This is a genomic window from Microbacterium trichothecenolyticum, assembly GCF_000956465.1.
In the GTDB taxonomy this organism is placed as follows: domain Bacteria; phylum Actinomycetota; class Actinomycetes; order Actinomycetales; family Microbacteriaceae; genus Microbacterium; species Microbacterium trichothecenolyticum.
In genome coordinates this window covers 82211-94934 of the sequence record NZ_JYJA01000026.1, presented here as the reverse complement: position 1 = coordinate 94934, position 12724 = coordinate 82211, and the positions used below count along the sequence as shown (strand labels likewise).

The window sequence follows — 12724 nt, the reverse complement described above, 5'->3', positions numbered from 1 at the left end:
GGGGCGCTGCGGCGCCAGAAGTCGAAACGCCTGGGGAATGCGGGCGTCGTCAGCCATAGACCGTCTCACCGCCTGCGCTGTCCTTGCCGATCTTCTTCTCCAGGTACAGCGACTCGAGGAGCAGCTCCAGCGCACCGGCACGCTCCCCCGGCGTCACCGCCTCGAGGCGATCCGCCACCTGGTCGTACAAGTCCGACTCGCCCAGCACCGGCATCGCGGACAGAACCTCGGCCGCAGGAATCTGCTCGCCGGTCATCACCGTCGCACCGGTGTGCAGGGCATCCGCCAGCGCACGCGAGTCCAGCCCCCGCAGGTGCGCACGAGCCGTGTCGGCCACCGCCGTACGCAGCAGGTGCTCGAGGATGGCGCGCTCGCGGCCCTCCTCCCCCGTCTCGAACTCGATCTTGCCGCCGAGCACGTCCACCGCGGTCTCGAGGTCGACCGGACGCGCCACGGCGACCTCCTCGTGCTGGCGCGTCGCGCGATGCAGAGCCGCCGCGGCGATCGTCTCGGCGCCGGCGATCGCGAACCTCGCGGATACGCCCGCGCGCTGGTCCACAGCATCCGATTCCCGAAGGTTCCGCGTGAAGCGCGCGAGGATCTCGAGGAGGTGCGCGGGCACCTCGGCCACAAGGTCGGCCTCCTGGCGGATGACGGCGATCTCCTCGTCGATCGTCTGCGGGTAGTGCGTGCGGATCTCGGCGCCGAAGCGGTCCTGCAGCGGCGTGATGATGCGGCCGCGGTTCGTGTAGTCCTCGGGGTTCGCGGTGGCGACCACGAGCACGTCGAGATCCAGGCGCAGCACGTAGCCGCGGATCTGGATGTCGCGCTCCTCCATGACGTTGAGAAGCGACACCTGGATGCGCTCGGCGAGGTCGGGCAGCTCGTTGATCGCGACGATGCCGCCGTTGCTGCGCGGCACGAGCCCGTAGTGGATCGTCTCGGGATCGCCGAGCGAGCGCCCCTCGGCGACCTTGATCGGATCGACGTCGCCGATGAGGTCGGCCACCGACGTGTCGGGGGTCGCGAGCTTCTCGGCGTATCGCTCGCTGCGGTGGCGCCAGTTCACGGGCAGGTCGTCGCCCAGCTCGTTCGCACGACGAATGGATGCTGGGGCGATGGGGTGGAACGGATGCTCGCCGAGTTCCGACCCCTCGATGACCGGGCTGTACTCGTCGAGCAGCCCGTTGAGGCTGCGGAGGAGGCGGGTCTTGCCCTGGCCGCGCTCACCTAGCAGGACGATGTCGTGTCCGGCGAGGATCGCGCGCTCGAGCTGCGGGATGACGGTGGTGTCGAAGCCGTGGATGCCGGGCCACGGGTCGGTGTTTGTGGCGAGCGCCCGGAGGAGGTTCTCGCGGAGCTCGATGCGGACCGGGCGATAGGTGTGACCCGATGCGCGCAGCTGGCCGGCCGTCGTGATTCCGGAAGGCGAAGGTGTCATGCCGGGAGGCTACGCCTGGTGCGCCGGGCTCGGGGCCGCATACGGGAAATCCATCGCGACGCGAGTCCGCGCCTCGTGCGAACCCGTTCCAGCCGCGCCGCGGCGCGCGCCCGCGTCAGTTGAAGTTCACCCGCACCAGGGGGCTGCGATCGATCCACTCCTCGACGGGCGCGAACTCCGGACGCGAGGCGCGCCCTGAGTAGATCGCGTCGATGCCGTCCACGATCGCGCTCAGCACCTCGGTGCGCTCCTGCGGGTCGATGATCGCGGTCGCCGTCGCCGGAAGGTCGGCCCGCACCTCGTGCTTCAGGTGGAAGGTGAACTCGGGGTGGGCGAGCAGGTTCGCGTACCACGACCGGGCGCCGGGAGTGCCGGTGATGTACACCTCGCCGTCGACATTGTGGAACCAGATCTCGATCCGGCGGAGCTGCTGGGAGCGGGCTCCCCGCGTGGTGATGTCGACCACACGCTGCGCGAAGGGCGCGTCGTCGGTCAGGGCGAGGGCGGTCTCGATCGCGGCATCCATACTCGTTCTCTACCGGGGATTCCGCCGGAACGGAACCGACCGCGACTTCCATCGTCATGCAGGCCGACCTGTGCGGCCCATGCTCCCGGAGGCCACGGCGCCGAGGCGATCTCCTGGGGCTCGGCGGCCGCCGAACCCTCCTCCGGTTGCGCCTCCGGACGGCGCTGAGGCCAGCGTCGATATGGATGCAGGATGCGTCCTTTTGTTCGAATGTCGGAGGTGTTTGACACAATGAATCATGGATATTTTCTCCGACATGCAAGCGGCGCTCGACGCGCTGCGCGCGGCGTTCGGAGACGGTGACGCGGCCGGCATTCCGGCAACGGCGCAGGAGCTCGATGACGACGATCTGCTGTCGGTGATCCGGAGTGCCACGACACTCGTCCGTGCCGGGGAGTCCCTCCGGATCGCGGCGTCCGGGGTCGTGGCAGCTCGCTCCACGAGGGATGCCGGGCACGGCGGACTCGCCCAGAAGCGCGGGCACCGCTCGGCGGTGTCGCTGATCCAGGACCTCACCGGCAGCACGCGCGCAGACGCCACGAAGCAGGTGCGCATCGGCGAGGCGCTGGCCGCGGCATCCGTTCCTGCTGAAGCCGATGCTGGTGACGGCGAGGCCACCACGGCCCCCGTCTCAGCAGCGCCGGCGCCACACCCGTGGCACGCGGCGCTCGGCGCGGCGCTCATGTCGGGCGCGCTCACGTCTGCGCAGCACGACGCGATCTTCCGTGGGCTCGGGGTGCCGCCGACCGGATCGGATGCAGACGACGAGAACCACGCGCGCGATGCGTGGGCCACGGCGGCGACGCACCTGATCGATGAAGCGCAGGTGCGTACCGTCGAAGAACTGGTGACCGCCGCGAGAGCCCTGCGCGACTTGCTCGACCCCGAGGGTGCGGAGCGCCGCTTCGACGAGCGGTTCGAGGCACGTTCGTTCCGCACCTGGACCGACCGCGATGGGGTGCGGCGCGGCAGCTTCACGTTCGACGACATCGGCGCGGCCGGCATCGAGACGATCATCGGCACCGCACTGCGTCCGCGTCGCGGCGGACCGCGCTTCGTCGACCCCGACGAGGCCGCGCGGGCTCAGGAGCTGCAGAACGATCCGCGCACCAACGACCAGCTCGCGTACGACCTGATGATGGACATCGTCCGTGCGGGCGCGCTCGCCGACGCCCAGGCCGTGTTCGGCACCCGCCAGGCAGGCATCCGCGTCGTCGCCACTCGAGCCGCCCGGGACGACCCGTGGGACGGACGCCCTGCGGTTGCGCTGGCCGAAGACACCGGCGCGACGCTGCCGGGCTGGATCATCGGTACCCGGGCCTGCGACACCGCCACCATGACCGTCACCCTCGATCCGGCGGGCAATCCGCTCGATCTCGGACGAGAGGCGCGGCTCTTCACCCCCAAGCAGCGCATCGCGCTCGCGATTCGGGATGGCGGATGCCGCATCCCCGCGTGCGACCGCCCCGCATCGTATTGCGAGGCGCATCACATCGATCCGTATGCACAAGGCGGCCGCACCGACATCGACCGCGGCATCCTGCTGTGTCCGTTCCACCACATGAATCTGCACCACCATGGGTGGCGGATCACGAGAAACGGGAAGGAGGACTTCGTCCTCCATCGCCCCGGACTTCCACCCACCGCGCTGCCGACTCGGGTGGCTCGCCGATACGATTTCGGCGACCTCCGACCAGCGCCGCGAAGACTCATCCCCGCCGGGTAGCGGCGGGGCGCGACGCACCCATCACCGGGCGGCGGGTCCGGACTGTCCCCGACTCGTCCCGAGCGGTGCGCGTCGCGCCCCACTCCCGCCTGCTTCTGCGGGCAGGGCGGCGGCATTCGTCCTCAGCGGTTCTCCCCCGAGACGTCGACGAGCACCTTGCCCACGGCGCCCTGCTCCACGGCGTCGTGGGCCGCCGCGGTCTCCTCGAGAGAGAACCACGTCAGCGGAAGCCCCGCCGCCTCTCCCACGGGGAGTGCGCCGTCGCGCAGCGCGGCGGTGATGTCCTCGGCGGCGGCTTCCAAGGCGGCTGCGCCGACCGTGTACAGCAGCAGCCCCTGGATGCGCACGTTCTTCGCGAAGGTCGGCCGCACCGGGACGGTTGCCTGCTCGCCACCGTTGTCGGCGTAGTACGCGATCGAACCGTGATTCGCGACCACCTGACCATCGAGCCCGGCGTTCTGCGCGATCGACACCTCGACGATGTGGTCGACGCCGCCGGGCGCGATCGCGGCGATCAGGCCGGCGGCATCCTCATCGCGGTAGTTCACGATGTGGTGAGCACCCGCGGCACGCGCGAGCGACGCCTTCTCTTCGCTCGAGATCGTCGCGATCACCGTCGCACCCGCCCAGACCGCGAGCTGGATCGCCGCGTGTCCGACGGCACCGGCTCCCCCGGCCACGAGTACGACACGTCCGCCGAGCGAACCCGGCGCCAGCCGCGCGGGTCCGAACTCGTGCACCGTGAGCGCCCGGTGCGCCGTCATCGCGGGCACACCCATGCTCGCTGCCACGTCGAAGCCGACACCATCCGGCAGCTTCACCGCCCGTTCGGCAGGAACGACGGTGTACTCCTGCGCCGTGCCCGTCGGGCGCTGGTGCTGGGCGAGATACAGCCACACGCGGTCGCCCACGGCGAGTTCGGTCACCCCGTCGCCGACGGCGTCGACGACACCCGCACCATCCTGATTCGGCACGACCTCGTCGAACGCCGGCTTCGCTCCGCTTCCGGCCCGCGCCTTCCAATCCGTCGGATTCACGCCCGAGACGGCCACCTTCACGCGCACTTCCCCGGGCCCGGGAATCGCGGGCTCGCGCTCCGCGAGCGAGAGGACGGACGAGCTTCCGGTGCGGGAGTAGACGATCGATCGCATGCCACACGCCAACGCGTCCGGTGCCGTCGGCATTTCCGATCCGCGTTGCCGTGGAGACCGGCACCGTCCATGCGGTGGTGCGCACTCCCTGCCGAAGACCCGCCGCAACCCGTCGGCCCGGTTCCTCAGGAGGGCGAGTGTCAGCCCACCGATCCGGCGCGCGGGGGGCGCGCCCGTACGATCCAGCTGATCGCGAGAAGGACGGCCAACGCGCCCGCGATGATCCAGAGCGCTCCTTGCCCGATCCAGGCGGATGCCGCGGCGCCGAGCACCGCGCCGGAGGCGATCGACGCCCACAGCAGCAGATGCCGCGGCCACCCGGTGCCGGCCTGGCCGCGCATCGCGCCGACCAGACCTTGCCCGACCTTCACGAGCGCACCCGTCATGTACGTGACCCCGAAGGCGACCTGGCCACCTCGGGCGAAGACGGTGTTGAGCGCGCCCATCGCGAAGGCGAGGCAGCATCCGCTCGCCCAGCGCCATTCGAATCCGGCGAGGATCGCGGCGGCGCACACCAGGCTGAGGATCAGAAGCAGCACGCGCAGCTGCCCGCGCGCGCGATCCCCGGGCACGAGCGTGCCGGCCATCACGCCCATCACGAACGCAACGATCAGCGTCAGCGCGAACGCTGCGCTCACGAGCGAGAGCTGCGACACGTCGACGCTCGCGCGGGTGGTGTTGCCGGTCATGAACGACACGAAGTACCCGCCGAGGAAGACGAACGCGAAGCCGTCGACGTATCCGGCGAGACCCGCGAGCATCACAGCCGCCGCGAGCCCCCTCCTGCTCAGGCCCCTCACCATGACAGCGAGCGTATCGACCGGGGCCACCGAACGCCGACGGCCGCCGGACGAGAACGGAGTCCTCGCCCGGCGGCCGCGTCGCCCGGGTGCTCAGTCGAACGGGTCGAAGTACGCCACGGTCGCGGCGTCGATGTTGCTGTCGAGCCCGACCGCGTCGAACGCGGTGGTGCTCGCTCCCGTGACGAAGACCCGCCGCGTTCCGTCGGCCCGCTGGTCCACCGCCACGCCGTTCGCCCCGTCGCTCGCGCCGGTCGCGTCATAGGCGGCCGACCACACCTGCTCGCCCGTGACCAGGTCGTAGGCGAGCGTGACGTAGTCCCAGGCCGACTCGGCACTGCGGGACTCACCGGTGACGACGGCGCGGGTGCCGTCGGCGGTCAGCGCCACGTCGTAGGCGACGTCCAGCCCATGAGCGGTGCCGTCGTACCGCGTCGCCCAGAGCTGCGCGCCATCGGCTACGTTGTAGGCGACGGACGCGTAGTCCATCTCAGCGCCACCCTCCACGTTGCCGACGACCACCAGGGTGCCGCCGTCCGGGCTGATCGCGAGCGCCTGCGGCACATCCGTGCCCGCGTCGCCGTAGCCGGCCGCCCAGCGCTCCTCGCCGGTCGCGAGGTCGTAGGCCACCGTCTCCCAGTCGACCTGGCGGTCCGTGTTGCTCACGACGCCGGCCACGATCACGGAGTCGCCGACGATCGCGATGTTGTCCGCGATGTCGATCTGCCCGTCCGAACCGTTGCGCAGCACGTCCCACTTCTGGGCGCCGGTGGTGGCGTCGTACGCGACCGTGCCCCAGTCGGTGAGACCCGTGCCGTCGCCCCGGCTCTGGCCGGTGATGACGACCGTGGAGCCGTCCTCGCTCACCGCGATGCTGCGTGCGTCGTCGGTGCCGTTCACCGGATCGTCGTACCGCGTCGCCCAGCGCTCCTCGCCTGTCGCCGCGTCGTAGGCGACGGTGGCGTAGTCGAGCTGCGCCTCGCCCGTGGTCTGGTACCCGGTGACGTAGACGGTCGAGCCGTCCGGGCTGACGACGAGGTCGTTCAGCGCGTCCCCGGCCTGAGCCGGCCCGTCCAGACGCGTGGTCCACCGCCGCTCACCGGTCGCTCCGTCGTAGGCGACCGTGAGGTAGTCGCCGCCGCTGGTCCCGCCGACGTACAGCGTCTCGCCGTCGGGGCTCATCCCGAAGCCCGCGGGCTCGTCGGAATCGCCGTCCGAGGCATCCCACTGCTCCTCCCAGATCACGTCGCCGGTCTCCGGGTCGTACGCAGCAGTCAGGAAGTCGCTCACGAGTCCACCTGCCGACGGCGGCCGGCTGTAACCGCTCATGTAGACGCGCCGGCCGTCGGGGTGGAGCAGGAGCTCGCTGCCGACATCGGAGGAGGTCCCGAACTGCCCGCTCGCTCCGTCGTACCGAGCGGCCCAGTCCTCGTCACCCGGCTGCTTGGCTCGGAGCACGATCGGCGACCGCACCGTGTGCGTGCCATCGGTCCACGACAGCTGGCCGGCGAGGTAGTCGAACAGCTGCGTCTCCTCGCCGACGGCGAACGTGACCGAGTACGACGCGGTCTCGCCCGGCGCCACAGTGAGCGTGCTCGGCTCGACCGTGACACCCACTCCGGCGAGTCCGCTCACCGTCGCCGAGTAGGTCGCGGCCTTGTCGTCGACGTTCTTGACCGTGCGCGTGACGGTCTGCGTGCCGTCGAGCAGGCCGATGCCGATCGACGGGGTGTTCAGATCGCTCGGGTCCAGCGAGCGCCCTCCTGCCTCGAGATCGTCACAGGCGGCGTCGGCCACACTGCGGGTCGACCCGCAGAGGAACGCGGTCCAGTCATCGACACCGCTCTCGTAGACCAGCCCCGGGTCGGCCGCGCTCGTGGGCTGCACGTGCCCGGCACCCTGCTTGAAGATGAGGTTCGGGTCGGTGTTCGCCTCGCCGTCCAGGACGTCGGACCCCGTGGTCATCAGCGCCGACTTGATCGCCATCGGCGACCAGTCCGGGTGAAGGCCCTGCAGCAGGGCGGCGAGCCCGGCGACGTGGGGCGCCGACATCGACGTGCCGCTCATCAGGTTGAAGTCCATCCCACCCTGGCCGGGAGGGGCGACCGCGGCGAGGATGTCCTGCCCCGGAGCGATCACGTCGGGCTTCAGCACATCGCCGTTGCCGGCGACGAGCGGGCCGCGCGAGGAGAACTCCGCGGTGAAGGGCGCCGTGCCGCCGTTCGCGATGACCGCCTTCTCGATGGTCGCGGTGGCTCCGGCCGTCGCCGCGTAGGCGCTGATCGCGCTCCACTCGGTGTCTTGCAGGTGCACCGTGGGCACCGAGTGGAAGTCGGCGTTCAGCGAGTTGCCGAAGGCGTTCACGAAGATCATGCCGACCCCGCCCGCCTCCGCGACGGCGCGCGAGGAGTTGACACGGGCGATGTCGCCGCCGCGCTCGCAGAGCACGATCTTCCCGGTGACCTTGGCGGGATCGAGTGCCGGCTTGCCGTTGTTGTCGCTCGCGGGATAGCAGCGAGCACCCGCGCCGATCGAGACACCCGAGAGCCGCGCGGCGGCGCCCGTGATGACCGGGGCGGGCCCGACCGCCGCGTTGCTGAGCGACACGCCCTCGTAGCGCGCACCGTTGCCGAGGACCACGGCGCCCGTCGTCGTGCGGTCGTGGGTGCCGGCAGCGACGGTGGTCAGCCAGGGACCTGGGTGGGCGACGGTCCCGGCGTCGGGGCCCGAATTGCCGGCGGACGCCGCGACGAAGATGCCGGCTGCGGCAGCGTTGAGGAACGCCGCCTCCGTAGGCTCGAGGAAGTCGGTGCTGGAACCCGAGACCGAGTAGTTGATGACGTCGACGCCGTCGGCGACGGCCTTGTCGATCGCGGCGACCATGTCGGACGTGTAGCCGGTCGCGGTGGAGCCGTCCTCGACGGACCACAGCGCCTTGTACGCCGCGATGCGCGCTCGCGGCGCGATGCCCGAGATCTCACCGAAGGGCGCCGCCGGGCCCGTCACGTCGACGCCGTAGTTGCCGCCCGCGGTCGAGGCGGTGTGGGTGCCGTGGCCGTTGTAGTCACGCGGCGAGAGGAACTCCCACGGCAGCTGCTGCGCGACGCCCTCGTTGCCTCCCCACGCGGCGTTGAAGTACTGGGCGGTCACGAGCTTGTTGTTGCAGAGGTTGGCGTCCCACGAGTCGTCGCCCACCTTCTCGGCCGACGCGCACGTGCCACGGAAGCCCTTGGGCTTGCCCTGGTACACGAGCTTCTTGTCGCTGCGATCGGAGAAGCTGGCGACCTCGGGCCAGATGCCGCTGTCGATCACGCCGATCACGATGTCCTCACCCGCTCCCGGCGTCTTCTTGCCACCGGTCGGCCCCCCGAGCTGTGCCCACAGTCCGTCCTCACTGTCCAGCCCGAGGAATCCCTCCGTGGACGACGTGTCGGTCTCGACCGCCTCGTCGGGGTGCACCGAGACGACACCTGGCTGCGCCTCGAGTTCGGCGGCCTGCGCCGGGGTGAGCTCGGCCGCGAAGCCGTTGAAGCTGTACACGTAGCTGTACGAGGGCTTGCCGCCCTTCACCTTCGCGAGAGCCGCCCGCTGCTGCCCTTTGAGGTGCGTGCTGTACGCCTCGACCGCGGGGTCGGCCGGGTCGACCTTCGCTCCGCCGCGAGGCTTCGTCGACGCGAGGCCCTTCTCACCGCCCTCGTACGCGACCACGGGCGCCGGCGCCATCTGCACGATGTACGTCTGCGGCTGCGCGGCTTCGCTCACCAGGGCCTCCGCGTCCTCGGGGGTCGTGACCGTCACGCCGCCGGTCCGGTCGCCGAGGTCCTCCACCGCGACCGGCGCCGGGTCCACGGCGAGCGCCGCAGGCGGCGCGGCCGGCGCAGCGGTCGCCACGAGGGCGAGGGCGGCGGCCGCCGCGATGGCCAGCCGCGTGGAGGCGTGCCTCCGCGGTCGTTGTCTGAGATGTCTGGGCACTGTCTCTCCTCGCGCACGGATGATTCGTTTCACACCTTGCGTTGCAGGTTACGGACGGGTGAACGGGGCGTGCATCCGTGACCTACACTGACTTTTGCTCGCGCCCCACGAGACGAATGGCAGTCATGCCTCAACCCCCGGCTCCACCTCCCGGCGGGGTGTCGCCTGTCCTCGTCGGTCGTCGCGCCGAGTTCGACGCGCTGGCGCGTGCGATCGCGTCACCCCCGGCACTCATCGTCGTCCAGGGCGAAGCCGGGATCGGCAAGAGCCGACTGGTGCGCGAACTCCTCGCCGCTGCGCCGGGCGGCGCGGCGGTGCTGATGGGTCAGTGTCAGGCACTGCATGATCCGTTCCCGCTCGGACCGGTGCTGGACGCATTCCGGCAACAGCGTGATCGCATCGGCGTCCGCGGCCTCAGCCCCGTCGTCGGCAATCTGGCTCCGCTCGTGCCCGAGATCGCCGACCGCCTCCCGGCGCCACCCCCACGCCCGGCGGATCAGCGCGACGCGCGACACCAGATCTTCCGCGCGGCGACCGAGCTGATCGAGCATCTGTCGCCCGCCGTGCTGGTGCTGGAAGACGTGCACTGGGCGGACGCCGTCACTTTCGACTTCCTCACCTACCTCATCGCCCATCAGCCCGCCGACGTGACGATCGTCGTCACGAGCCGCACGGACCTCGGGGCGACTCCGGTCGGCGAGTCGTTCGCACGGGCGCCTGAGGGCCGGACCCGGACGGCACGGCTCGTGCCGCTGGATGTCGCGCAGGTCGGCGAACTGTCCCGGCACCTGCTCGGCGTGGATGTCCCCGATCCGGTCGCGGCGGCGTTGCACGAGGTCACGGGCGGCGTGCCCTTCGTCGTCGAGGAAGTCCTCCGCACTCTGCTGGCGCAGATCCCCGCCGCGGACATCCCCACCCACACGGAAGCCCTCGCGGCGCTGTCCGTGTCGACGGCCCTCCGCGATGTCGTCATCCAGCGGCTGATGACGCTGGACGCGACCGCGCGGGAGGTCATCGAGGCGGCCGCCGTGGTCGGGCTGACCGTCGACCCCGGCCTCACCGCGGAGCTCACCGAGCACGACGCCCGGCACGTGGCGAAGGCGCTCACGTCGGCCCACGCCGCTGGCCTGCTGCATGAGCAGGACGGCCGCAGCCGGTTCCGGCACGTGCTCGCGCAGCAGATCGTCTACGACGCCACACCCTTGCCGACCCGTCAGTGGTGGCATGCCCGCGTCGCGCGCGTGCTGGAGGAGCGACACGACCCGATCCTCTCCGCGCGCATCGCCCACCACTACCGGCGCGCCGGTCTCGTGAAGGACTTCGTCCGCTGGGCGGAGACCGCCGCCGATGAAGCCGTCCGCCACGGCAACGAGGCCGCGGCGGCCGAGTTCCTCCGCGAGGCGACGGCCGACATGGCCGAGCTTTCGATCGACGACCGCGTGCGGATCGCGACGAAGCTCGGTCGTGCCGCGGTGGACGGACTGGCCCACGCCGAGTCCGCCCCGATCCTCACTCGGCTGCTGGAGAGCGAGCAGCTGACGCCGGCCGCCCGCGGCGAGCTGCGCTTCGCCCTGGGCAGGCTCTACCGTCAGCAGGGGTTCGCCCGCGACGGGTACGGCGAGATCGAGCGTGCGGTCGACGAGCTCGACGATCGTCCCGACCTCCAGGCGCGGGCGCTGGCCGTGCTGGCCGCACCTGAGACCGTCGTCGACGTGCCGCTCGAGGCGCATCTGGCGCGGTGCGCACAAGCCGTGGCGGCGGCTCAGCGCGCCGGATCGGTGGACGTCGAACTGGGGGTGCGGATCGCGCGCGCATCGCTTCTCCTCGAACAGGGCGATCCGGCCGCGTGGGGACTGATCGACGCCGCGCGACGCGACCCCGTGGTGCTCACGCAGCCACGGGAGCACGCTCGCGCCGCGATCAACTGGGCGCAGGGCGCCCTCCACATCGGCAACGTGCGCCGCGCCGACGAGCTGCTGGCCGAGGGGCGTTCGATCGCCGAGCGCTCGCTCTCGCCGCGCCTGCTGGAGGTCTTCGAACTGGTCGGCGCGATGGTCGACCACGCCGCAGGGCGATGGGACGGCCTCGCCGAGCGGGCGCAGGACCTGGCCTCGCGCGCGTTCGGATTCGGTGCCGCGTCGTTCGAGGCACGCTACCTGCACCACCTCGTGCAGGGCTCTCGCGGCAACGCCGCGGAGGCGGTCGAAGGACTCACCGACCTCATCCGCGACTGCGAGAGGGTCGGTGCGGTGTGGCCGCTGGTGCCTGCGCGCGCGGCCCTCGCTCGTCTCCGGCTCACCCTCGGCGATCCGCAGGGGGCCTTCGACGAGGCATCCGCCGCCCTCGAACAGCTCCGGCGCAAGGGGATGTGGGCGTGGTCGGCCGACGCCCTGGTGTGCCACGTCGAGGCGGCATCGGCCCTGGGCGCGGTGGACGACGTCCGCGCACGGATCACGTCCGTCGGCGACCGCGTTCGCGACGCGCAGGCGCCCGCGGTCGCCGTGGCCGTGATGACGTGCGAAGCCCTCATCGCGCATCACGACGGCGACACCTCCACCGCCGAGGAGCGGCTGTCTCGAGCACGTGCGGCGGCGCACGACGCGGGGTTGGTCGCCGTGGCGGCTCGATCGACGGAACGACTCGGAGACTGGCGCTGCGAACGGGGTGCGGCCGACGGGCCGAGCCTGCTCACGGAAGCCCTCACCGCGTACGGGCGCCTCTCGGCGCGACAGGACATCGCCCGCGTCACCCGCACCATGCGCCGGCACGGCGTTCCCGTTCCATATCCGTGGCGCGGCGGTCGCCCGACGCACGGCAACGACCTTTCGCGGCGCGAGCAGGAGGTCGTGCAGCGAGCGGCGGCGGGTCGCACGAACCGCGCGATCGCCGCAGAGCTGTACCTCTCTCCCCGCACCGTCGAGACCCATATGTCGAACGCGCTTCGGAAACTGGGGCTCACCTCGCGCGACGAGCTCGACGCGGGCGCCCTCGAGGCCTCGCCGAACGACTGAGCGCGGCCGTCAGACGCCCCGCGCCATGCCATCCGGAGCGAGCCCCGACAGAACCGAACGGCGGCCGTCCTCGCGGGCGACCGCCGTCTTCTCACCG

The 12724-nt window shown here is 71.3% G+C and carries 7 protein-coding genes; 2 read left to right on the top strand and 5 right to left on the bottom strand.

Annotation, left to right across the window (positions count from 1 at the left end):
* Window positions 1-49 precede the first annotated feature (49 nt).
* Window positions 50-1441, bottom strand: coding sequence for an AAA family ATPase (locus RS82_RS04260; protein WP_045297141.1), 1392 nt, complete (start codon window positions 1439-1441; stop codon window positions 50-52).
* Window positions 1442-1556: 115 nt separating this feature from the next.
* Entirely contained in the window at window positions 1557-1967 is a 411-nt protein-coding gene (locus RS82_RS04255) for a nitroreductase/quinone reductase family protein (RefSeq protein WP_045297139.1), read from the bottom strand.
* A gap of 238 nt (window positions 1968-2205) precedes the next feature.
* Between RS82_RS04255 and RS82_RS04250 the strand changes: the two genes are divergently transcribed.
* Complete coding sequence (locus tag RS82_RS04250) at window positions 2206-3693, top strand: HNH endonuclease signature motif containing protein (RefSeq protein ID WP_045297137.1); 1488 nt, start codon at window positions 2206-2208, stop codon at window positions 3691-3693.
* A gap of 122 nt (window positions 3694-3815) precedes the next feature.
* Here RS82_RS04250 and RS82_RS04245 read toward each other — a convergent pair whose 3' ends face one another.
* The 3 genes from RS82_RS04245 to RS82_RS21930 all read right to left on the bottom strand — a co-directional run bounded on the left by RS82_RS04245 (window position 3816) and on the right by RS82_RS21930 (window position 9616).
* Window positions 3816-4844, bottom strand: coding sequence for an NADPH:quinone reductase (locus RS82_RS04245; protein ID WP_045297135.1), 1029 nt, complete (start codon window positions 4842-4844; stop codon window positions 3816-3818).
* Between the two features lie 140 nt (window positions 4845-4984).
* Window positions 4985-5647 (bottom strand): YoaK family protein, encoded by a 663-nt coding sequence (locus RS82_RS04240; RefSeq protein WP_084695447.1) that lies wholly within the window; start codon window positions 5645-5647, stop codon window positions 4985-4987.
* A 90-nt stretch (window positions 5648-5737) separates the two neighbouring features.
* A complete protein-coding gene (locus RS82_RS21930; RefSeq protein WP_157005383.1) occupies window positions 5738-9616 on the bottom strand; it encodes a S8 family serine peptidase in 3879 nt (1292 codons plus the stop codon).
* 125 nt (window positions 9617-9741) lie between these two features.
* Here RS82_RS21930 and RS82_RS04230 point away from each other — a divergent pair, with 125 nt between their 5' ends.
* Window positions 9742-12627 carry an ATP-binding protein gene (locus RS82_RS04230; RefSeq protein WP_169748671.1) on the top strand — a complete coding sequence of 962 codons (2886 nt, stop codon included), beginning with the start codon at window positions 9742-9744 and terminating at the stop codon, window positions 12625-12627.
* Window positions 12628-12724 lie beyond the last annotated feature (97 nt).

Excerpts from the sequence above, each read along its gene's own strand:
- RS82_RS04260 (WP_045297141.1), bottom strand. The coding sequence starts at position 1,441 with ATGACACCTTCGCCTTCCGGAATCACGACGGCCGGCCAGCTGCGCGCA.
- RS82_RS04255 (WP_045297139.1), bottom strand. The coding sequence starts at position 1,967 with ATGGATGCCGCGATCGAGACCGCCCTCGCCCTGACCGACGACGCGCCC.
- RS82_RS04250 (WP_045297137.1), top strand. The coding sequence starts at position 2,206 with ATGGATATTTTCTCCGACATGCAAGCGGCGCTCGACGCGCTGCGCGCG.
- RS82_RS04245 (WP_045297135.1), bottom strand. The coding sequence starts at position 4,844 with ATGCGATCGATCGTCTACTCCCGCACCGGAAGCTCGTCCGTCCTCTCG.
- RS82_RS04240 (WP_084695447.1), bottom strand. The coding sequence starts at position 5,647 with ATGGTGAGGGGCCTGAGCAGGAGGGGGCTCGCGGCGGCTGTGATGCTC.
- RS82_RS04230 (WP_169748671.1), top strand. The coding sequence starts at position 9,742 with ATGCCTCAACCCCCGGCTCCACCTCCCGGCGGGGTGTCGCCTGTCCTC.